Genomic DNA, 20,616 nt, shown 5'->3' with positions numbered 1-20,616 from the left:
CCATGACGACCGACACCCCGGCCAAGAGGGCCGAGGCCGCGACCGGCGCTCCCGGCTACCGGATCGCGCTGATCCTGCTGGGCATCATCACCACGCCGGTCGTGCTGTCCTCGCCGACACTCGGCAGCGGCCTGCCGTTCTCGAGCGTGGTCACCTCGGTGGTGGCCGGCTCGCTCGTCCTGATGATCGTCGCGGTGCTCACGCTGGCGATCGGCGAGCACGCCAGGCAGCCCACGTACGACGTCGTACGCTTCCCCTTCGGCCGCGGCGGCGCCAAGGCGATCACCGCGCTGCTCGGGGTCAGCGTGTTCGGCTGGGCCACCGTGACCGCCAACGGCTTCGGCACCGCCGCGCAGCGCCTGGTCGCCGAACTGACCGGGGTGCAGGTGCCGCTGCCGGTGCTCGTGGCGTTCGGCTGCGTGCTGTTCGTGGCGGCCACGGCGTTCGGCTTCGAGATCCTCGGCAAGGTGGCGCAGTTCGCCGTGCCGGTGATCGCGCTGCTGCTCGGCTACCTGGTGTACGTCTCGCTCAGCTCGGCGCGCGACTTCGTCACGCCGGGTTCGCCGATGGACTGGGGCGTCGCCGTCTCGTCGGTGGTCGGCACCGGCACCGTGCTCGCGGTGACCTCCGCCGACTTCGGCAGCTTCGCCAGGGGCCGCAGGCAGGCGCTGACCGGGGGCGTGCTCGCCTTCGGGATCGCGTACCCGCTGCTGTTCGTCGCGGGGGCCGTACCGGCCGCGCTGACCGGGCAGGCCGCGCTGATCGACGCGATGGCGCTGATCGCCTCGGCGCTGCCGGCGGTCGCGCTGCTGGTGTTCGCCTCGATCACGGCGAACGCGGGCAACATCTTCCAGGGCACGCTCGCCGTGTCGTCGCTGGTCCCCGGGGTCAGGAAGTGGCAGGTCTCCATCGCGCTCGGCGCGGGCGCGGCCGTGCTCGGCAGCTTCGACGTCTCCGCCTGGCTGCCGAACTTCCTGCTCTTCCTCGGCATCGCGGCGCCGCCGGTGGCGGGCATCATCATCGCCGACTTCATCCTGTACCGGCGCAACGGCTACGACGCCGACGCCCTGTCGTACGGGGCGGCGGTCAGGCTGCCGACGTTCGTGGCGTGGGCGGGCGGATCGGTGGTCGGCTACCTCACCGCGTACGGCACCTTCTCGCTCACCCACATCCCGTCGATCGACTCCCTGCTGTTCGGCGGCCTCCTCTACGCCCTCATCACCGCCCTGGCGACCGGCGCCCGCCGCGAACGCACCGCCTGAGGCGTCCCGCGAGACGGTCACGGCCTCGGCGCGCACTGCGATCGCCATCGTGGGTAGTCACGCGAAACAGCTGCTCAGCTGCATCGCACACGGTAGGAGGCGGCGCGCACCATGGCCCGCCGCCTCCCTCAGTCACCGCCGTACCGTCAGCCCACCGTGCAGGCCGAGCCGTTCACGAAGTCCTCGACACCGTGACCTGACCATCAGGCAGCGAGACATCCAGAGAGCTGCACCACGGCTGCGTCGGTGTCCATCCTTCTGCCGGCTGGCAATAGAGACGCAGCCGGCGAGCCGATCCCGGCGGAATCTTCATCATGGGTCCAGCGTCGAACATCAAGGGATAACAATCCACCCCGCGCGGCCATATGACCGGGCGCTGCCGCACACCGCGGCTGGTGGTCGGCGATGAGGGGCTACGGTTTGCGGTCGACGTGCTGATGGACGGGACGGCGACAACTGCCCGTAGCGACAGGGTGATCGTCGGCGATATCAGTACGTGACGGCTGAACCCCCGGCAGCCTGCCGTCCTCGTGGTTTCCCGCGTTCCCCCTTCGGAGGCGGCTCATGCTGAGCGAGACGGTACGGCTGCGGCTATGCGTGATCGACGCGGCCGCCGATCCCCAGGAGCTGGACGAGGCCACCGCCAGGCTGAGGGAGGAGTTGCTCGAACTGGACGTGGTGGCCGGCGCCGCCGAGGCGGGAGAGATCCCGGAAGGCGCCAGGGCGGTTCTGTCGTTCACGCTCGGTGGCCTGGTGATCGCGCTGGCCGGTACGGAACTGCTCGCCTCGATCGTGAACGCCGTGATCGCCTGGCTCAATCGCCATCAGCACCGTTCGGTCAAGCTGGAGATCGACGGCGACGTGCTGGAATTGACCGGCATCCCGTCGAAGGAGCAACGCGAGTTCGCCGATGTATGGCTGGGCCGCCGCAGGCGGCCGGACGCGTCCGCCCAGTCCGGGCGCCGTCTCGCGCTGATCGTGGCCAGTGACGAGTTCGGCGATCCCGGGTTGCGGCGGCTGAGGGCGCCGGCAGTGGACGCCGAGGCCCTGGCGAGGGTGCTGGGTGACGAGGCCATCGGCGGCTTCGACGTACGCACGATGCTCAACGAGTCCACCGCTGTCGTCAACGAGGCCGTGGAGGAGTTCTTCGCCGATCGCCTTCCTGACGATCTGCTGTTGCTGCACTTCTCCGGTCACGGGGTCAAGGACGACAACGGTGAACTGTACCTCGCCACGCCCAGCACCAAGCTCAACAGGCTGGGAGCCACCGCGGTGTCGGCGGAGTTCGTCAACCGGCGGATGGGCCGCAGTCGCTGCCGGCGCATCGTCCTGTTGCTCGACTGCTGCTACGCGGGCGCCTTCGCACGCGGCGCGCTGCCGAGGGCGGGGACGGACGTGCACGTCGAGGAGCAGTTCGGCGGGCGCGGGCGGGTGGTCATCACGGCCTCCAATGCCCTGGAGTACGCCTTCGACGGGACCGATCTGGCCGATGCGCAGGAGACGACCGCGCCTTCGGTGTTCACCAGAGCGCTGGTGGAAGGGCTCGAGACCGGCGAGGCCGACCGGGACCAGGACGGCTATGTGGGCATCCACGAGCTGTACGACTTCGTCTACGACAAGGTGCGGGCGGTCATGCCCAGCCAGACGCCGGGCAAGTGGACATTCGACGTTCAGGGTGACCTGATCATCGCGCGGCGCGGCCGTCCCGTGGATCGGCCCGCGCCGTTGCCGACCGAACTGCAGGAGGCCATCGACCATCCGATCGCCAAGATCAGGGAGGGCGCGATCGGTGAGCTGGCGCGGTTACGGCACAGCCGCCACGCCGGGCTCGCGCTTGCGGCGCGGCTGGCCCTGCAGGAGTTGGCCGACGACGACAGCCGGTCCGTTTCGGCGGCGGCGTCACACGCCCTCGCCCGGCACGACGTCCTGCCCGCCGTCTCGCCCGCCGCTCCGCCGGAGGTTGTGGCCGCCGTCTCGTCCGATGAGGCCCGCGGTGCGACACCCGGCGTCCGTCGCATGTCCTCGGACGTCAGCCGCGCCGCGCCGGCCGCTGACGCACCAGCAGCCGATGAGAGGCCCGCCGGCGACGTGCGGGCCGACCACGTTCGCGGGGCACCGGACGAGGGTGCTCGCGCCGCCGGGTCGGCTCCCGGCTCCTGGACCAGCCCTGGAGCGAGGAGCGCCGCACCGCCGGGCGCCGACGCATCTCCTGGCGGGGATCCCGGCACGCCGGGCGGGAGCGTGTGGCTGCTCCTCGCATTGCGCGGGCTGGCGCTGCTGGCGGGCCTGCTGCCGTTGGCCGGCCCTGGAAACACGCCCGAGTTCTCCCTCCTGATCAGCAGGGTAGTGGTCGCGGACTACGGAATCTGGCTGTGGCTCCTGATCGCAGCGGCATTCGGGGCCGGCCTGTTGCCTCAGGGCCGGTGGCGCACCGTGAGCCTCGGCGCGGCCGCCGGTCTGGCGGCAGTGCATCTGGGCGTGTTCGCCCATTTCGAGGCGGCCTTCAGCCGCGACGAACCGATCTTCATCACGGTATCCGGGCTGCTTCTCCTGCTGATCGCGTGCACTGAGGCGACCCTGGCCCAGCCGGACAACAGGCTGTGGAGAGCCGCCGGGGCCGTCGGCGGGGCACTCGTGCTGGTCATGATCGTCATCAACCTGCAGTTCCCTCGCGACATGAGTGACGATCCCGGCGAGGAGCCCCCTTGGCTGGTGGTGTTCTCGGTGGTCGCGCTCTTGCTCGGGTTCTTCCTGACGCGCGTGGTTCTGCGCTGGCGAGCGGGCGAGACGCGGCCGCCGCTGGTCCTGGGCACGGCGGCCACGCTCCTGGTGTTCCTGGACGTGTGCACCATCTACCTGTGGGAGAGCGGCTCGGACTACCCGCAGATCCCCGTGTACCTGCCCGCCCTGCTGGTGCTGCTGCTCGTGGCCGCTCAGACGGTCGAGGACCGGCCGGAGCTGCTGGCGGCGGTCCAGCTCACCGTCATCGCGGGACTGGCACACAACCTGGCGATGGTCGGGAGCGGGCCGACGTTCGTGGTGGTGCTCTTCGTCGCCGCCGTTTGCTCCGCGGCGGCGGTCCACCTTCCCGGCAGACGCTCGCGGCCGGGACAGTGAACGCCGGCTGCGGGGCGCGTGCGGGCTGCGGAGGAGCGGCAGCGAACGTCGGATGGAGTCCGGCCCCCATGGACACGGCCGGCCGGCCCCATCCTCGCCGTCCCCCGCTGATCGCATCAAGCGGGCAGGACGAGGGACGGTCTTTCGAGCGGGGTTCTCAGCCCTGCGGGCTCAGGCCCGCCACGGCCAGCCGGAACAGCCGGTCCGCGCGGGCCGCCGGGTCAGGGTGGTGTTCCGTCGCGAGGACGATGCCGACGATCAGCGCGATCAGGTCGGCGACGGTGACGCCTTCCGCCACCGCCCCGTCCTGCACGGCGCGCTGCAGCAGGGGGTTGCCCGCCTCTGCCATCATCGCCGAGCAGGTGTTCTCGTGTACGGGGTCGGGCTCGGCCCCGTCGTAGGCCAGTGCCGCCGCCAGCCCTCGGGCCGCGACGCAGTAGGCGACGACGTCACTGAGCCATTCCAGGAGCGCGTCACGGCTGTCACCCTTGCCCGTGAGCTCGCGGGCGCGGGTGGCCAGGGCCTCGATGCGTTGATGGGAGACCGCCTCCAGCAGCGCCCGGCGGGTCGGGAAGTGGCGGCGTACGGTGGCCGAGCCGACCCCCGCGATGCGCGCGATCTGTTCCAGGGAGGCGCCGGCCCCGTGCGCGGCGACCTCCTCCTCGGCCACGGCGAGGATGCGCGCGTAGTTGCGCCGGGCGTCCGCGCGCTGGCGGTCGGGCATGGGCGTCATCTCCAGGGTTGCTAAATGGCGGGACCCGCCATATCGTATCGCACAGAAAACGGCGGGCCCCGCCGTTTATGGTCCCGAGGAGCACCATGTCCGCAGATTCCGCACCCGTCCTGGTCACCGGCGCCACCGGCAGGCAGGGCGGCGCCACCGCCCGAGCCCTGCTCGCCGCAGGCGTGCCCGTACGCGCCCTGGTGCGTGACCCCGACACCGAGCGAGCCAAGGCCGTCGAGGCACTGGGCGCCGATCTGGTCACCGGCGATCTCCACGATCGCGATTCGGTGGTGCGGGCCGCCACGGGTGTCCGCGCCGTCTTCTCTGTTCAGATGCCCGCCCTGCCCGCCGAAGGTTTCGACTTCGACGGAGAGGTGGCCCAGGCCGTCAACCTCATCGAAGGCGCGCAGGCTGCGGGAGTGCCGCAGTTCGTCCACACGTCCACCAGCGGCGCCGGTCAGCACACCGAGGCTCCTGGCTGGATCGCAGGCCGCTGGGGCTCCTTGGACGCCAGCCTGGGAGCCAAGAGCACGATCCAGGACCGGGTTCGCGCGGCCGGCTTCTCCCGCTGGACGATCCTCAAGCCGGGCTTCTTCATGGAGAACTTCCTGCCGTCCATGGCCTTCCTGTTCCCGCGGGGCGTTGAAGGCGGTCTGGTGAGCGTCGTGAAGCCGGACACCCGGCTCTCCCTCGCCGCGGTGGACGACATCGGCAGGGCAGCCGCCGCGGCCATCGCGGAGCCGGAGCGGTTCCACGGGGTCGAGCTGGAGCTGGCGAGTGACTACCTGTCGATGACGGAGATCGCCGAGGTTCTCTCCCGCGCGCTGGGCACGCACCTGTCCGCGCCGGACATGACCGAGGAGCAGGCATTCGCCGCCGGAATGCCGGCGATGGGCGCCTCACACGAGTGGATGAACATAGTCGGCCAGCCGGCCCGCCCGCAGTACGCCAGGGACCTCGGCCTTTCGCTGACCAGCTTCGAGGAATGGGCCCGGCGGCACCTGCGGCCCGCGGCGTGACACAGAGGGGCGGCCGGCTGCGATGGTCATCCCGGACCTGGTCCTCATCTCTGCCCGGGCCATCGTCGCAGAGCGACGGCGTCGGCCAGGCACTCGCTGCGGCTGGCAACAAAGCATGTCCGGGTTGCATCTAATGGCGCATGGACGGGGAACGGCTGGGCCGGTACTGGCTGGCGGGACAGTTGGGGGCCGGGGGACAGGGTGTCGTGTACGAGGCCTACGACGAGGCGGCCAACCGCGTCGCCGTGAAGGTGTTACACGCATACCTCTCAGGTGACTCGGCGTTGCGGCGGCGCTTCATGCGCGAGGTGTCGGCCGCGCAGCGGGTGGCGTCGTTCTGCACGGCCCGCATCATCGACCACGACCTGGAGGGGGAGCGGCCCTACCTGGTCACCGAGTTCGTGGCCGGGCCGAGCCTGCGCAGGGCGGCCCCGTTCGCCGGGGACGCGCTGCACCGGCTGGCGCTCGGGGTGGCGACGGCGCTGGCGGCCATCCACCAAGCCGGCGTCGTCCACAGGGACCTCAAGCCGGAGAACGTGCTGCTGGGCCAGGACGGCCCCCGCGTGATCGACTTCGGGATCGCGCGGGCCGCCGGGCTCTCCATGACCTCGACCGGCGAGCTGACCGGCACGCCGATGTACATGGCGCCCGAGGTGTTCGACGGCGGCCGGGCGGACGCCGCGGCGGACGTGTTCGCCTGGGGCGCGCTGGTCTACTTCGCGGCCACCGGCCGGGACGCGTTCGAGGCGCCGACCACGGTCGCGGTGATCCACCGCCTCCTCAACCAGGAGCCGGACCTGACCGTCCTGCAACCCGGCCTGCGAAGCCTGGTGGCCGCCGCGCTCTCCAAGGACCCGGCCACCCGCCCGACCGCGCAGGGCCTCCTGACCGGTCTGCTCGGCGGCACCTCCGGTGGAGCGCCGCTTCCTGCCGCTTCCCGTCAGGGGCTGATGGCCGAGGGCGCCCAGGCGGCAGCCGCCGTACGCCCGCCGGACGCCCTCGCCGGCGAGCCGGCACTCGGCCTGATCGCCGAACGCGCCTACGCGTCCCTGCCGCCACCGGCTCGCGAGCTGGCCAGGAAGATATTGCTGCGGCTGGTGGACGTACGGGACGGCCAGGAAGGGGCGCGCCGGGCGACGGCGGCGGAGCTGACCGAGGGCGCCGACGGGGCCGCGTACGTGCTGAGCGTCCTGGAAGAGGCCCGGCTCGTCGTACGCGACACGCAGGAGACGGCCGGCCATACAGACGGCCATACAGACGGCCGTCCAGCCGGCCGTCATGCGGGCGGCCATACGGTGACCCTGGCCCGGCCCGCCCTACTGCGCGCGTGGCCGCGCCTGCACGAGTGGATCGGCGCCGACCGCGAGTCGCTGGCCCGCCACCGCAGGCTGGGCGAGGCCGCCCGCCACTGGGCCGCGCACGGCCGCAACCCCGACGACCTCCTGCGCGGTACGGCCCTGCGGGAGGCCCTGTCCTGGACGCCCACGCTGCCGTCCCACCTCTCCCTGAACCTGGTGGAGCGGGAGTTCGTCGCCGCCGCCAAGGCCGAGGCCGACGCGAGACGCAGGCGCGGCGGGCTGGTGATCACCGGAGTGGCGGCCCTCCTGGTAACGGCCCTGGTGGCGGGGATGATCGCCTGGCAGCAGACCAGAGCCAGCGAGGCCAGCACCGGCCGCCTCGCCGACAAGCAGACCCAGGAGCGGGCCAGGCTCGTCGCGCTGCGGGCGGACGCCGTCCGCGAGGACGACCCGGCCAAGGCGATGCTGCTCAGCGTGGCCGCGTACCGCATGGCACCCGTCCCCGAGGCCGAGGCCGCCGTGCTCAGCTCGCTCGCCCGTCCCGAGCAACTCGTCTTCAAGGACCCGAACCTCAACAACACCGGCCGCGCCCTCAACCAGGACGGGTCCATCCTGGTCAGCGCGGGCGAGGACAAGGTGCACGTGTACGACGTGCGTACCGGCCGGGAGATCCGCACGTTCGGCGGCGTGGGCCCCGGACCGTTCACCGCGGCCCTGAGCCCGGACGGCGACACGCTGGCCCTCGGCTCCGACGGCAAGATCCGGCTGTGGAGCCTGAAGCGCGCCAAGCTGATCAGCGAGGGCGACATCATGGAGGCCACCGGCAGATACCCGCAGAGCCTGCGCTTCAGCCCCGCCGGCACCTACCTGGAGGCCACCGCGAACATAGGCGGGCCATGGCTCGGCTTCTGGAGCACCCGCACCAGGACCCTCCTGCCGCTCATCGACGACCCGGCGAACGACGTGGAGGTAAGTCCGGGGGACAGGCTCGTCCTGGTATCCACGGCCGGCCGCATCATCTCACGAAGGCTCCCCGGCGGCCCGGCGGCCGTCACCAGACTGCCCGGCGGCGGGCAACTCGGCGGCCTCACCCCTGACGGCAAGCACGTCGCGCTGCTGGAGGGCGCCCGCACCCGCCTGTGGAACCTCACAACCGGCAAGCCCGCAGGCCCGGAGCTCCCGGCGGCGGGCGGCGTCGAGTTCTCGGCCGACGGGAAGTACATGGTCACGTACGCGGGGCCGCCCGAGTTCGGCACCGTACGGCCGCCGTCCCAGATCGTGCTGGTGCGCGTCGCGGACGGCGCCCGCCTGATGACCCTCACCACCACGGCCGCCATCGCCGAACGGCCCCGCTTCAGCACGGACAACCGCCGCCTCACCCTCCTGGACGACGCCGGCCAGACCACCGTCTACGACCTCACCCGCCACACCGCCCCCGCGCGAGCGATCCCTGCCGGCTTCTCCTCTCCCCATCTCAGCGCCGACGGCGGCACGGTCCTCGCACTCGACGGCCACCGACTCACCACCTGGACGGGAACCGGCTTCGAGAAGAAGGGCAAGACCCTCAACCTCAAGGCCCTCGGCCTGATCGGCGGCGACACCGGAGACGAGGGAGACGGGGACGAGGGCGACGGGGACGAGGGAGACGGGGACGAGGGAGACGGGGACAAGGGCGGCGGCGGGAACAGGGGCGGCGGCGGGGACGACGGCGAGGGCGACTCGGACGAGCAGCTCATGACGGCGCTCAGCCCGGACGGCCGAACCGCCGCCGTAGCCAACAACACCGACCGCGGCATCCCCCTCGCCCTGATCGACACGGCGACCGGCCGCAAACTCGCCTCCTACAAGGACGCCATCGGCAACGACTGGGGCGACTCACTGTCCTTCAGTCCCGACGGCCGCCTGATCGCCCTCTCCTCCACCGCCCCGAACGACTACTACGGTCAGGGCAGCCTGTTCATCGCCGACACCGGCAAGCCCCGCAAGGTCACGATGCTGAACGACATCCACGCGGGCGCGATCTCCTTCAGCCCCGACGGCAGGTACCTGGTCACCGGCGACGCGTGGGGCGTCGACGTGATCGACCTGGCAACCCGCAAGAAGCTGCCCAGATCACAGTCCCCCGGCACGATGGCCGCCTCCTGGATGGTCTTCGACCCCAAGGGCGGACGCGCCGTCTCCCCGTACGGGACCAGGGGCGTCGCCCTCTGGAACACCACGACCTGGAAGCCGGCCGGACAGGTGTTCAGGGTGGCAGGGGAGGTACTGGACGCCAGATTCTCACCTGACGGGGGAACGCTGGTGATCGCCCACGACAACCGCATCACCGTCGTGGACCTCGCGACCGGCAGGACGCGCGGCGAGCCCAGGCCGGTCTCGGCCGTCCAGCACGACCGGACGGCCGACGACCCGGCGCCCCGGCTGGCCTTCCTGCCGTCCGGCGACCTACGGGCGATCGGCCGCGACGGCACATACGCCGACCTGCCACTGACGGCGGGACGGGCGGTGGGGCTGGTGTGCACGCGGGCGTCGGGCGGCAGCCTGTCGGCGGCGGAGTGGCGCGAACTGGTCGGAGCCGGCGAACCGTTCACGGGCCCCTGCGGGAAGGGATGACTCCCTCTTGCCGAGAACGGAGACGGCCGGCTCGGAAAGGCGCTTGCCGGTTTCAGCGGTCGTCGTCGGCGAAGCCTGTGCGGTAGGCGAAGACCACGGCTTGGACGCGGTCGCGCAGGTCCAGTTTGGTGAGGATCCGGGAGACGTAGGTTCGGACGGTCTCGAAGCTGATGACCAGTTCCGCGGCTATCTCGGCGTTGGAGAGGCCACGGGCGATCAGCCGCAGTACCTCGCGTTCGCGGGGAGCCAGGACGGCCAGCGGGTCCTCGCCGGGGGTGGGGGCGGCCGGGCGGAGGCGGTCGGCGAAGCGACCTATCAGGGTACGGGTCACGGTGGGGGACAGCAGGGACTCTCCGCGGGCGACGGTGCGGACGCCGTTCACCAGTTCCAGGAGAGGGGCGTCCTTGAGAAGGAAGCCGCTGGCTCCGGCACGCAGGGCTTCGTAGACGTACTTGTCCACGTTGAACGTGGTCACCACCAGTACCTTCGGCGGCGCCGCGACACCGGGGCCGGCGATGCGCCTCGTCACCTCGATGCCGTCCATCAGCGGCATGTGGATGTCCATGATCACCACGTCGGGCTTCAGGCTGGTGACCGCCTCGACCGCGGCCGGGCCGTCGGCGGCCACGCCGGCCACCGCCATGTCCGGCTGCGCGTCGAACGCCGTCACGTAGCCGGTACGGACGATCTCCTGGTCCTCGCAGATCACGACACGGATGGTCATTCGGCACCGCCTGCGGGGATCGACGCGGAGACTCGGAAGCCGCCGTCCGGCTGCTCGCCTGCGGCCAGCTCGCCGCCCAGCGCGCCTATCCGCTCGCGCAGCCCGGCCAGGCCGCGGCCGCCGGACAGGCTGCTTCTCGCGCCGACGGGGAGCGCGGCGGCGGCGTTCGTCACCTCGACCTCCACGCGGTCGTCCCGGTAGCCGATGCGAACGGTGGTGGGGCGGCCTTCGGCGTACTTGACGGCGTTCGTCAGGCCCTCCTGCACCACCCGGTACACGGCCAGCCCCACGCCGGCCGGGAGCGCGGGCTGGTCGCCGTCCTCCACCAGCTCGACCGGCTGGCCGCCGCTTCGGGTCTGTTCGACCAGGTCTCGCACGCTGCCCGCGACGGGCGTGGCCGACTCTCCGGTCGCCTCCAGCACGTCCAGCAGATACCGCAGTTCGGCCAGGGCTCGGCGGCCGGCGCCGCCGATCGTGGACAGTGCCGTGACCACGCGCTCCGGCGACGTGGCCACGAACTGCGTGGCGTCGGCCTGCACGACGATGGCGGTGACGTGGTGGGTCACCACGTCGTGCAGCTCCCGCGCGATGCGCGCCCGCTCCGCGGCGGCCGCGGCCTCGGTGGCGAGCCTGCGTCGCTCGGCCTCCTGGAGCCGCTGCCCGCGTACGAAGGTGCCGACCAGCCAGCACGCGGCGAAAAGCAGGTAGAAGATCACGAAGTCGCTCTGCAGAACCGGTGAGCCGCGCAGGATCACGGCCGCGCACAGCACGACGTACGCGGCCGAGGCCACGACGGCGGTGACGCGCCGGAACCGCTCCTGGTGCGCGCCCGCCGAGTACAGCGCGATGTACACCGTCACGGTGCCGAACTGCATCGGGTAGCCGAGCGTCTCGTGGATCACGAAAGCCGTGCCGCTGATCGCCAGGCACGCGGCGGGCCATCGCGTGCGCACCGCCAGAGGCACCGTCTGGGCCAGGATCAGGACGATCTGGAACGCGTCGGCCGGGCGTCCTGACCGGTTTCCGAACTCGACGCTCATGATCGACAGCGCCGGCACGAACGCCAGCCCGGTGCACGCGACGGCCAGCCACCGGTCCCACACCGCGGCGTCGTGGACGCGCCACGCCTCCCACGATCTCCGGAAGCGGTCGCTGGCCCAGGTCCCCGACATGGCTGAGAGCCTAGCGAGGTCTGATGCCCGGTGTTGCCGCGCTTGTCCCTCATGTGAGCTACACGGAATGTCCGCAACGCAGTGATTCGCGACAGGGCCCTCCACTCCTACCTTTCTCATCAGCGGCTGACAACCGAGGTCAACGGCGAAGTCAGATCGCGGCACATCGGTAATTTCGGAGGACAGCACCATGGGAAACACCATCCGCGTACGCGTCGCCGTCGCCGGCGCCCTGACCGCGGTCGCGGCGACGGGGGCAGTGATCGGCGGGCAGCCGGCCGACGCCAGGGCCGTGGCGACCGCCGGTCACGCCCAGACGTCGATCAAGTGGGGTGAGTGCCCGGAACCCGCACCGGGCGCCAAACGGGACCCCCGGCAAACCTGCGGCACGGTCAAGGTGCCTCTGGACTACCGCCGCCCCGGCGGAGAGAGCATCACCGTCGCGGTCTCCAGGATCGCCACCGCCAAGCCCGGCAAGAAGCGCGGCGACCTGCTGTTCAACCCGGGTGGCCCGGGACTGCAGGGCCTGGACATGCCCGGCCGGATGGCACTCACGCTCCCGAAGGGGGTGCTGGAATCCTATGACCTGATCGGGTTCGACACGCGCGGCGTCGGCCACAGCACCCCGATGAGCTGCGGTCTGTCCGGCACCAGCCTGCTCACCATTTTCCCCTACCCCGGCGCCGGCGGTTCGATCGAGGGCAACGTCACCACCGCGCGCGCCGTCGCCCGGCAGTGCGCCACGATCGGTGCCAAGCTCCGCTTCTTCAACAGCGCGAACACGGCGCGCGACATGGACCGCATCCGCCAGGCGCTCGGGGCGCGGAAGATCTCCTACTGGGGCCAGTCCTTCGGCACCTACCTCGGCGCGGTCTACGCCTCGCTGTTCCCCCGCAACACCGACCTGATGGTGCTGGAGGGCAACGTCGACCCGGGCAAGGTGTGGGCGAAGATGCTGAACACCTGGAACCAGGGCATGAACGACCGGTTCCCGGACGCCGCCCGCGTGGCCGCGGCGAACGACGCCGTCCTCGGGCTGGGCGGCACCGCAGGCGAGGTCACCGACACCTTCCTCGCGCTGGCCGACCGCCTCGACCGGAAGCCGGCCACGATGCCGGGCACGTCGGCGGCCATCAGCGGTGCGCTGCTGCGCGCCGTCACGTACCAGATGTTGCAGCACAACGAGACGCTCGCCCCGCTCACCCAGTTCTGGAAGGCGGCGGCCGACCTGTCGGCCGGCAAGGCCCCGGCGGACGCGGACGTCGCTGTGGTCCGGCAGATTCTCGCCGACGCCCCGGCTGTGAAGGGCGTGCCGGCGGACAACCAGGCCACCATGGTCCTGGCCATGCTCTGCGGAGACACCACCTGGTCGCGAAAGGCGGACTCCTACGCCGACGCCACCGCGGCCGCCCGCGCCAAGTACCCGCTGAGCGCGGGCATGCCCAACAACATCCTGCCGTGCGCGTTCTGGTCGCAGAAGCCGATCGAGCCGGTGGTCAAGGTCACCTCGCACGGTCCGCGTACCATCCTGATCCTGCAGAACCGCCGTGACAACGCCACGCCGTGGGCCGGGGGGCGGGGAATGCGCAGGGCCCTGGGTGAGCGCGCCGCCTTCCTCGGTGTCGAGCACGGCGGCCACTTCGTCTACGGCACCGGCTCGACCTGCGCCGACAAGGCCACCGTCGCGTTCCTGATCAAGGGAACCCTGCCGGCCAAGGACGCCTCCTGCGACGGCCCCCGGCCCTGACGTCAAGCGCACGAAAAGCGCGTCCACCAGCATCGTGAAAGCCGATCAGTCTCGCGCCGCGGCCACGGCAGGGTTCGCCGGCGTATGGCTGGGCCAGCGCGACGGCAGGGACGCGCTGACCACCCTGGCGGTGGCGGCGAGTCAGGTGTCCGGCATCGAGCTCGGGACGGCGGTGGCGCCGAGTCACCCTCGGCATCCGCTGGCCCTCGCGGCGCAGGCGCTGACGGTCCAGGAGGCGGTCGGCGGCGGCTCAGCCTGGGACTGGGAGTCAGCCACCGGTGGGCGAGGGGCTGACGAGACCGTGCTCGTAGGCGAGGATGACCAGCTGCACGCGGTCACGGACTCCCAGCTTGGTGATGGCCCTGGTGATGTGGGTCTTCACGGTCAGCGGGCTGATCACCAGCGCGGCGGCGATCTCGTCGTTGGACAGGCCCGTCGCCACCAGCCGGACCACCTCGCTCTCGCGCGTCGTCAGCTCGTGCAGCGTCGCGGCGGGCCGCGGGCGGTGGGCGAAGCGCTCGACGACGCGGCGGGTGACGCTCGGCGCCAGCAGGGCTTCGCCCGCCGCCACGACCTCGACCGCCCGGCGCAGTTCGGCCAGGTCGACCTCCTTGGTGAGGAAGCCGCTCGCCCCTGCCCGCAGGGCGTCGAAGACGTGCTCGTCGGTGTCGAACGTCGTCAGGATGATCACCTTGGTGGCCGGCAGCTCGGACAGGATGCGGCGGGTGGCGTCGATGCCGTTCATCCCCGGCATTCTGATGTCCATGAGCACGACGTCCGGCCGCAGCCGGGTGGCCTGGCCGATGGCTTCCTCGCCCGTGGCTGCCTCGCCGACGACGGCGAGGGTCTTGGCGCGGGCGAGCAGGGCGCGGAAGCCCGCCCGCACGAGCGCCTGATCGTCGACGAGCAGCACGTTGATGGTCATGGCGCCAGGCCGCTCAGGTGAGCCGTCAGGGGCAGGACGGCCTGGACCGCGAAGCCGCGGCCGGCGTCGATGTGCAGGGTTCCCCCGAGGGCCGCGACCCGCTCCCGCATTCCGGTCAGGCCGTGCCCCGCGGTGAAGCCCGTCGCCGCGCTCCCGTTGTCGGCGACCTTCACCACCAGGTCCCGGGTCGTGGCCTGGAGCCGGATCGTGAGACGGCCGGCGTCGGAGTGGCGCAACGTGTTGACGACCGCCTCCTGGACGACTCGGTAGGCGGTGAGCGCCTGGGCCGCCGGGATGGCGGCGAGGTCGCCCTCCGGCTCGTAGCGCACCTCCAGCCCGGCGGTCCTGGCCTGCGCGACCAGGTCGGCGACGGACTCCAGCCCCTGCTGCGGGGTGTCGCGGAGCTCGCCCACGAAGGCTTTGAGGTCTCTGGTGGCCTGGTTGCGCACGGAGATCGCGGTGCGCAGGGCGGCCCGTGCCTCCTCGGGTGAATCGTCCAGGGCCGCGACGGCGACGTTCAGGTGCACGCCGACGACGGCCAGGGTGTGGGCGACCACGTCATGAACCTCTCGGGAGATGTGCAGGCGCTGCTCGGCCAGCCGCGTCTGTTCCAGTTGCAGGAGACGGGCCCGGTGTTCGGTCCTCCACCGGTTGTACTGGCGCGTGGCGCTCGCCGCGGCCAGCAGCACGGCCAGCCAGAGCAGCTCGACGCCACCGCGGGCGAGCGTTTCGGTGGCGCCCAGCCCCTGCCGGCTCATGCCGTACGCCAAGGTGAGGACGCCGACGCCGGCGACCCAGCCGGGCCGGGTGAGCGAGGCGGTGAACAGGGCGGCCGACAGCGGCCAGATCCAGCCGCCCTCGAACAGACCGGAGCTCTGGTAGCCGATGAGCACGAGCGCGGACAGGACGAGCACGAGCAGGGGACGGGACCGGCGAGCCAGCAGCAGTCCGCCCAGGAGAACCCCCAGGGCGGGCGCGCCGTGCCACGGCAGCGGCGCTCCCATCACGGCCGGTCCCGCGCCGACGCCCACGCCCGTCAGCAGGGCCAGCGCCAGATCCACCAGCCGGGCCTGGCGCGACCTGATCGTGCCTGCGCTCATGCCCTGTCGCCCACCGTCACGTGGCTCCGGGAACCCGTGGCCAGGGGCCGGGTCCTCGCCGGGCCGGTGGCGGCCAGGGCGAGCCAGACCAGGTTCAGGCCGAGCAGGACCCGCTCAGCCAGGCCCAGCGGAGCCGTGTGCGTGAAGGCCATCGCGTCCGCCATCGCCACCACGAAGAGCAGGAACGCCACCGACGACGCCCAGGCCAGCACGGTCAGCGCCCGCGCTCTCGGCGCCCACGCGGGCTCGCGCCGCCAGCGCAGGGTGAGTCCTACGATCGCGATCGCCAGCGCGAGAAGCCCCACCCAGGCGGCCACCCCGTGCACGCTCTCCGACAGGGACGGGTTGGACCAGTTGCCGGGCGGATCAGCCGGGAAGATCGCCGCGATGAGGGCGCATCCGGCCCACAACCACAGCAGCCCCCGGCCCCACCCGCTGCCCGCGGTCCGCGCGGCCAGCGCCGCGCTCCCGGCCGCGAGCCCCAGCAGGCCGACGGTCACGAGCCAGCCGTGGGGCAGGTTGACGTACCTGCTGATCGTCTCGTCCACCGGATCGTAGCCCCGGTTGATCACGTCGGACATCACGAAGGAGAGGATAGCGATCGCGAAACCGGTCAAAGAGAACTTCTTGCTCATAGCTCCCAACGGTAGATTTCAGGGACGGCCGGACACATCGTCCTCCACGCGTCACCTGGGCCTGCGCCATCGGAGTAGCCGCCTACACCAATCGATGTACGAGGCTCGCCTCCTGCCCCCGAACCAGAAGCGGCCCGGGTACGTCAACGCCGCGCCCGGATTCGCGCCCGAAGACCGGTCCGGCTCCTCACCGGTGCTGCCGCGCGGACGTGCCGAGCCTCGGTTTGCGGCCGGTCGCTTTCAGAGAATGAGGGCGACCTTTCCCGTCAGCCGGCCCCGGAGGAAGCGCTCGTGCGCTTCTCGCACGTTTTGCAGGCTGTATTGGGAGTCGACGCGTACCTTGACCTGGCCCGCGTCCACGATCTCGGCCAGTTCGGCGAGTCCTGCGCCGTCCTCGCGCACCTGGTTGACCGTGGTGCGGACCGCTCGGTGGGACAGATCCGGCACGGGTCCGGCTTGGGTGGCGATGGAGGCATAGCGGCCCCCGTCGGCCACGGCTTCGGTGACGAAAGCGCCGAAGGTGTCGAAGACGGCGTCATAAGCGGCTGCGGGAAGCGCGGCGCGCTCCGTCGTGGCCCATTCGGCCCCCAACTCCTTGACTGCCTCGACCTGGGCCGGCCCGGAAACCAGCGCGTCTACCCGGGCGCCGCGCCTCCGGGCCAGCTGTACGGCAAGGCATCCAACCGCGCCGGCCGCTCCCGCCACCAGAAGGCGTTCTCCCGCACGGATGTCCAGCCAGTCCAGCGTCTGCAAGGCGGTGAGCCCGGGCAACGGCAGTGTCGCCGCCTCCACCAGGCTGATCGTCGAGGGGGCGGCGGCGAGCGAGCCGACCGGCATGGCCACGAGGTCGGCCCAGGTCCCTCGTCCGGTTCCAAGCTGGTGGGACATCCCGAAGACCCGTTCACCCACGGGCAGTGCACCGGCCGGGCTGTCTACGACGATGCCCGCCAGCTCCCAGCCCAGGGTCATCGGCAGGGGTGGGGTGCCCTCTCCGATGGCCCCCTGACGGGTCTTGTCATCGACGGGATTGATGGCGGAGGCGACAACGCGTACCAGCACCTCGCCCTCCAGCGGGCGAGGCGCCGGCGCCTCGGCAATGGTGAGGACGTCAGGGCCGCCAAAGCGGTCGATCCGCACAGTGCGCACGTTCAACTCCCCTAGAGTTCGCTAGTTCGATCGGCATCTAACAATAGGGGGACTCTTAGCGACATCTCGGCCATCCGGACCCGCCTTCGCCGCCTGCTCGCGGTGAGACGGGGCCGCTGCTCCTGCGTTCGGGCAGGTGCTCGTCCCGGCCCTGACGATGCCGGCGCCGCCTGGCCTTCGACAGCGGCGCCGGTCGCGTCACGGCTCGAACCTGCCGAGCTGCCACTGCGCGAACGAGCGGACCTCTTCGTCCCGCACCCGCGCGGCGTGGCGCAGCAGCGCCGGGTCGTCTTCGGCCATGCGGGTCGCGATCGCCGCGGCGAACAGCCGGCTCAGCGGGTCGTCGCCCTCCAGCCAGGCGACGATCTCGCCGGCGTCGAAATCTTCGGTGTCAGCGGCGACCAGCGCGGCGGTGAGCTGCCCGACCTCGGGGTCGGCCAGGCGGGAAAGCCCGGCCATGAGCTGCTCGGTCGAGGCCATCGCCAGGAAATGCAGGACCTTCCACCGGATGGACGGGTCGGTGTCCCGGCTCAGGGAGAGGACCTGGGCGATGACGTCCGCGTGCTGCTCCTCGGCGGCGAGCAGCACGAACTCGATGGCGAAGAAGCGCACCTGACGCCGGGGATGGGCGAGGAGGGCGGGCGCCTCGCCCAGCATCGGGGCGGCCCGCTCACCCAGCTCCGACAGCAGCCAGGCCCCGGTCTGCAGAGCCGTGTCGTCGCCGCTGTGCAGCAGCGTGCCGAGCCGTTCGACGGGGTAGCCGTCGAACAGCTCGTTGAGCAGGTCGTTGGCCGCCTCGCCGAGGATTTCGTCGTCGGCTGTGTGCGTGAGAATGCGTTCCATCAGGTCATCGCCTGTTCGTGTCTGCATCTCGCGTCACTTCCCCTGGGCCTTGTTCTTGAGGTCCTGCAGAAGCGCCTGCTCCTGGTCCAGCCGTACCTGGTGCCCGCGGTCGCTGCCGAGACGGGCCTCGTTCATCTTCCGCGTGAGGATACTCTCCTCGACCTCTTTCGCCATCTTCTCCGCCTCCGCCGGCGACATCTTCTGCACATCGTCGCGGCTGGGCAGCCGTCCGTGCATCCGCTGCGCGGCGGGATCGTAGCTCGCCGAGGCGTTCGGGTTGTAGCCGCCACCGCCACCGCGCCTGCCCCTGCCTCTGCCGCCGCCCCCTCTCCCGCGGATCTGGAGCATGCCATCCCGGGCGTGCGGGCGTTTCTCCATCTCCTTCATGATGCGGCGCATGGTCTCGGTCACCCGGCTGCCGAGGGCGGGGGCCAGCCCCCTGGCGGTGCCTTCCGCGCCTTCGAGCGCCACCTTGCCCACCGCGTGGCGGGTCATGTACATGCGCGCGAGCGCGGCCATCCCGCCGGCGGCGCCGCCGAACAGCAGCGCCTGGGTGGTGGCGGTCAGCCCGAACGCGGCCTGCGTCCCCACGGCGACCTTGACGGCGCTGACCACGTCCGCGGTGCCGTCGAGTACGAGCGGCGCCGTCTTCGACGCGGCGGTGGCCTGGGAGATGTGGCCGCCGCCGTCGCCGACCTTGTTCCACCGGGCGGCCAGGGCCGTGGCCGATTCACCATGATGGACCTGCTGCGTACGGCGGATCGTCGTGTCGGCCGCCGCACCCTGGGCCGACGATCCGGCGAGCACGGTGCGCCAGGCGTCCGCATCCTTGCGGATCTCGTCCTCGTTGATCTTCGGCCAGGGGAAGCCGAGCAGGTTCAGGAAGCCCGACACCTGCGGGTCGAGCATCACCGCCACGTCAGGCTCGCGAAGCTCTCGGCGTTGGCGGCTTCCGTCGCCCGGATGTTCGCCGACACCGCCCGCAGGCCCTCGCCGGTGCCGGCGATCTCCTCGCCGACCCCCGCCAGCGCTTGGAGCGAGACCTGGAGGCATTCGGTGTACGTCCCCACGATGACGCCGAACAGCCCGTCGTCCTGCCAGTTGTGGCCGCCGTTGCCCCGTTCCCGAAGCCGCGCGAGTGCGGCGTCGTAGTCCGCCCCGTGGCCGCTGACGTACGTGCCGTTGCGTCCCACCGTTCCCGAGGCGATCTCAATTCCCGTCATGTCCGTGAAGCATATCCAGACATATTGGGACGCAGGAGGCGCTTCCGTCTAAACTGGGCCGCTCACCCACCCTTGACCGCCGGAGGCCACATGCGATCACCCGTGCCGGAGGATGACGCGGAGTACCTGCACCAGTACGTCGCCCAGAGCCGCCGCGCCGTCCGCGCGCTGCACGACGCCCGGGCGGCCATCGGCCGGCTGGAGGGCCGTGCGAAGAGCGACGACGGGCTCATCGAGGCGTTCGCCGACGGTCACGGCGCCCCCACCCGCCTGCGCATCGACCCGCGGGCGCTGCGGCTCGGCGAGGCCGCGCTGGGCAGGAAGGTCGCCGAGGTGCTGAGGTCGGCGCAGGACGACGCCGGGCGGCGGGCGCGGGAGATCGCCGAAGGGGCGCGTGATGTCGCCACGGCCCTGCCGGAGCCGCTCGACGAGACCTTCGTACGCGGCCGGGTCGACCAGGCGCTGACCCGGCTGGCCTGGGAGGGATAGCGTGCTCTGGCCGGACATCGATCCCGCGAACATCAGCGAGACGCAGCTCGACGAGGCCGCCCGTCGCGGCGAGCGCATGCTGGCCTGGCTGGAGTCGGCGCAGGAGGAGCTGCGGGCCGTCACCGGCACCGGTGAGGGGCCGTCGCGTCAGGTGAAAGTGACCGTGGACGCGGACGGGCGCGTCCTCGACGTCCGCTACGATGCGCGCGCCCTGCGGCTGGGCAGCCAGGACCTGGCTGGGGAGACGCTCGCGGCGGTGCGGGCGGCGTGCGCCGACGCCGAGCGGCGCACCCACGACCTCATGCGCGAGGCGTTCCCGGATTACGACCCTGCCAGGACACAGGCCGAGCTGGAACGGCTGCTCGGCGAAGGCTGAGGGCACGCCGGGGTGCCGACCGGACCGTTCCCGGGACCGGCGCACCGCCGGCCTCCACCCCGACGCTCGGTGTCCGTGGCCGCCCGGTCACGAAACGGGTCCTACGGGTCACGTCCACGGACGTGGTGTATGAATCGGTCTTCGAGTGATCCTGTTTCTGCAGGTTAAGCGGTAAGTGTCTGCGGGAGTGGGTTCGGGGTCGG

General features: G+C 71.5%; 17 protein-coding genes and 2 pseudogenes. 9 read left to right on the top strand and 10 right to left on the bottom strand.

What is annotated here, in order from left to right; genetic code table 11:
* The first annotated feature begins 2 nt into the window (after positions 1-2).
* Both IO39_RS40835 and IO39_RS51485 read left to right on the top strand, forming a co-directional pair.
* On the top strand, positions 3-1,262 hold the full coding sequence (locus IO39_RS40835) for a cytosine permease (protein ID WP_043636042.1): 1,260 nt from the start codon (positions 3-5) through the stop codon (positions 1,260-1,262).
* Between the two features lie 564 nt (positions 1,263-1,826).
* Complete coding sequence (locus IO39_RS51485) at positions 1,827-4,379, top strand: caspase family protein (protein WP_052424027.1); 2,553 nt, start codon at positions 1,827-1,829, stop codon at positions 4,377-4,379.
* 157 nt (positions 4,380-4,536) lie between these two features.
* On the opposite strand, the gene IO39_RS40825 is transcribed toward IO39_RS51485, so the two are convergent.
* Entirely contained in the window at positions 4,537-5,103 is a 567-nt protein-coding gene (locus IO39_RS40825) for a TetR/AcrR family transcriptional regulator (protein WP_043636041.1), read from the bottom strand.
* Positions 5,104-5,198: 95 nt separating this feature from the next.
* On the opposite strand from IO39_RS40825, the gene IO39_RS40820 reads away from it, so the two are divergent.
* Positions 5,199-6,122 (top strand): NmrA family NAD(P)-binding protein, encoded by a 924-nt coding sequence (locus tag IO39_RS40820; RefSeq protein ID WP_043636039.1) that lies wholly within the window; start codon positions 5,199-5,201, stop codon positions 6,120-6,122.
* Positions 6,123-6,262: 140 nt separating this feature from the next.
* Entirely contained in the window at positions 6,263-10,033 is a 3,771-nt protein-coding gene (locus IO39_RS51480; RefSeq protein ID WP_084774403.1) for a serine/threonine-protein kinase, read from the top strand.
* Between the two features lie 52 nt (positions 10,034-10,085).
* On the opposite strand, the gene IO39_RS40810 is transcribed toward IO39_RS51480, so the two are convergent.
* Both IO39_RS40810 and IO39_RS40805 read right to left on the bottom strand, forming a co-directional pair.
* Entirely contained in the window at positions 10,086-10,757 is a 672-nt protein-coding gene (locus IO39_RS40810) for a response regulator (protein WP_043636037.1), read from the bottom strand.
* Positions 10,754-11,929, bottom strand: coding sequence for a sensor histidine kinase (locus IO39_RS40805; protein WP_052424025.1), 1,176 nt, complete (start codon positions 11,927-11,929; stop codon positions 10,754-10,756). The genes IO39_RS40810 and IO39_RS40805 overlap by 4 nt, the downstream gene beginning before the upstream one ends.
* 190 nt (positions 11,930-12,119) lie before the next feature.
* On the opposite strand from IO39_RS40805, the gene IO39_RS40800 reads away from it, so the two are divergent.
* Positions 12,120-13,676, top strand: coding sequence for an alpha/beta hydrolase (locus IO39_RS40800; RefSeq protein WP_043636035.1), 1,557 nt, complete (start codon positions 12,120-12,122; stop codon positions 13,674-13,676).
* A 34-nt stretch (positions 13,677-13,710) separates the two neighbouring features.
* Positions 13,711-13,911, top strand: a pseudogene (locus tag IO39_RS58390) (LLM class flavin-dependent oxidoreductase); the annotation flags it as partial.
* A 33-nt stretch (positions 13,912-13,944) separates the two neighbouring features.
* On the opposite strand, the gene IO39_RS40795 reads toward IO39_RS58390, so the two are convergent.
* Both IO39_RS40795 and IO39_RS40790 read right to left on the bottom strand, forming a co-directional pair.
* Entirely contained in the window at positions 13,945-14,601 is a 657-nt protein-coding gene (locus tag IO39_RS40795; RefSeq protein WP_043636033.1) for a response regulator transcription factor, read from the bottom strand.
* Positions 14,598-15,359, bottom strand: coding sequence for a sensor histidine kinase (locus IO39_RS40790; protein ID WP_369332904.1), 762 nt, complete (start codon positions 15,357-15,359; stop codon positions 14,598-14,600). The genes IO39_RS40795 and IO39_RS40790 overlap by 4 nt, the downstream gene beginning before the upstream one ends.
* A 127-nt stretch (positions 15,360-15,486) precedes the next feature.
* Here IO39_RS40790 and IO39_RS59795 point away from each other — a divergent pair.
* Positions 15,487-15,678, top strand: a pseudogene (locus IO39_RS59795) (hypothetical protein); the annotation flags it as partial.
* A gap of 19 nt (positions 15,679-15,697) precedes the next feature.
* Here IO39_RS59795 and IO39_RS40785 read toward each other — a convergent pair.
* The 5 genes from IO39_RS40785 to IO39_RS40765 form a co-directional block, all read right to left on the bottom strand.
* Positions 15,698-16,336 carry a DUF998 domain-containing protein gene (locus IO39_RS40785; RefSeq protein WP_043636031.1) on the bottom strand — a complete coding sequence of 213 codons (639 nt, stop codon included), beginning with the start codon at positions 16,334-16,336 and terminating at the stop codon, positions 15,698-15,700.
* Between the two features lie 240 nt (positions 16,337-16,576).
* Positions 16,577-17,482, bottom strand: coding sequence for an NADP-dependent oxidoreductase (locus IO39_RS40780; RefSeq protein WP_043636029.1), 906 nt, complete (start codon positions 17,480-17,482; stop codon positions 16,577-16,579).
* Positions 17,483-17,680: 198 nt separating this feature from the next.
* Positions 17,681-18,325: a hypothetical protein gene (locus tag IO39_RS40775; protein ID WP_043636026.1), complete on the bottom strand. Its 645-nt coding sequence runs from the start codon at positions 18,323-18,325 to the stop codon at positions 17,681-17,683.
* 33 nt (positions 18,326-18,358) lie between these two features.
* The gene (locus IO39_RS40770; protein WP_157549627.1) at positions 18,359-19,234 is read right to left on the bottom strand and encodes a WXG100-like domain-containing protein; all 876 of its coding nucleotides are present in this window, start codon (positions 19,232-19,234) and stop codon (positions 18,359-18,361) included.
* Complete coding sequence (locus IO39_RS40765) at positions 19,234-19,548, bottom strand: hypothetical protein (protein ID WP_157549625.1); 315 nt, start codon at positions 19,546-19,548, stop codon at positions 19,234-19,236. Before IO39_RS40765 ends, IO39_RS40770 begins: the two co-directional genes overlap by 1 nt.
* 90 nt (positions 19,549-19,638) lie before the next feature.
* Here IO39_RS40765 and IO39_RS40760 point away from each other — a divergent pair, with 90 nt between their 5' ends.
* Positions 19,639-20,037, top strand: coding sequence for a YbaB/EbfC family nucleoid-associated protein (locus IO39_RS40760; protein ID WP_157549623.1), 399 nt, complete (start codon positions 19,639-19,641; stop codon positions 20,035-20,037).
* A gap of 1 nt (position 20,038) precedes the next feature.
* On the top strand, positions 20,039-20,413 hold the full coding sequence (locus IO39_RS40755; protein WP_052424023.1) for a YbaB/EbfC family nucleoid-associated protein: 375 nt from the start codon (positions 20,039-20,041) through the stop codon (positions 20,411-20,413).
* The last annotated feature ends 203 nt before the right edge of the window (positions 20,414-20,616 follow it).

The sequence above is a fragment of the Nonomuraea candida genome (assembly GCF_000725485.1).
In the GTDB taxonomy this organism is placed as follows: Bacteria; Actinomycetota; Actinomycetes; order Streptosporangiales; family Streptosporangiaceae; genus Nonomuraea; species Nonomuraea candida.
Note: the sequence above shows the minus strand (reverse complement) of the source record. Positions and strands in the feature narration are given on the sequence as shown.

Excerpts from the sequence above, each read along its gene's own strand:
- IO39_RS40790 (WP_369332904.1), bottom strand. The coding sequence starts at position 15,359 with ATGAGCCGGCAGGGGCTGGGCGCCACCGAAACGCTCGCCCGCGGTGGC.
- IO39_RS40805 (WP_052424025.1), bottom strand. The coding sequence starts at position 11,929 with ATGTCGGGGACCTGGGCCAGCGACCGCTTCCGGAGATCGTGGGAGGCG.
- IO39_RS40825 (WP_043636041.1), bottom strand. The coding sequence starts at position 5,103 with ATGCCCGACCGCCAGCGCGCGGACGCCCGGCGCAACTACGCGCGCATC.
- IO39_RS51485 (WP_052424027.1), top strand. The coding sequence starts at position 1,827 with ATGCTGAGCGAGACGGTACGGCTGCGGCTATGCGTGATCGACGCGGCC.
- IO39_RS40800 (WP_043636035.1), top strand. The coding sequence starts at position 12,120 with ATGGGAAACACCATCCGCGTACGCGTCGCCGTCGCCGGCGCCCTGACC.
- IO39_RS40820 (WP_043636039.1), top strand. The coding sequence starts at position 5,199 with ATGTCCGCAGATTCCGCACCCGTCCTGGTCACCGGCGCCACCGGCAGG.
- IO39_RS40765 (WP_157549625.1), bottom strand. The coding sequence starts at position 19,548 with ATGACGGGAATTGAGATCGCCTCGGGAACGGTGGGACGCAACGGCACG.
- IO39_RS40770 (WP_157549627.1), bottom strand. The coding sequence starts at position 19,234 with ATGCTCGACCCGCAGGTGTCGGGCTTCCTGAACCTGCTCGGCTTCCCC.
- IO39_RS40810 (WP_043636037.1), bottom strand. The coding sequence starts at position 10,757 with ATGACCATCCGTGTCGTGATCTGCGAGGACCAGGAGATCGTCCGTACC.
- IO39_RS40775 (WP_043636026.1), bottom strand. The coding sequence starts at position 18,325 with ATGGAACGCATTCTCACGCACACAGCCGACGACGAAATCCTCGGCGAG.
- IO39_RS40785 (WP_043636031.1), bottom strand. The coding sequence starts at position 16,336 with ATGAGCAAGAAGTTCTCTTTGACCGGTTTCGCGATCGCTATCCTCTCC.
- IO39_RS40795 (WP_043636033.1), bottom strand. The coding sequence starts at position 14,601 with ATGACCATCAACGTGCTGCTCGTCGACGATCAGGCGCTCGTGCGGGCG.
- IO39_RS40760 (WP_157549623.1), top strand. The coding sequence starts at position 19,639 with ATGCGATCACCCGTGCCGGAGGATGACGCGGAGTACCTGCACCAGTAC.
- IO39_RS51480 (WP_084774403.1), top strand. The coding sequence starts at position 6,263 with ATGGACGGGGAACGGCTGGGCCGGTACTGGCTGGCGGGACAGTTGGGG.
- IO39_RS40835 (WP_043636042.1), top strand. The coding sequence starts at position 3 with ATGACGACCGACACCCCGGCCAAGAGGGCCGAGGCCGCGACCGGCGCT.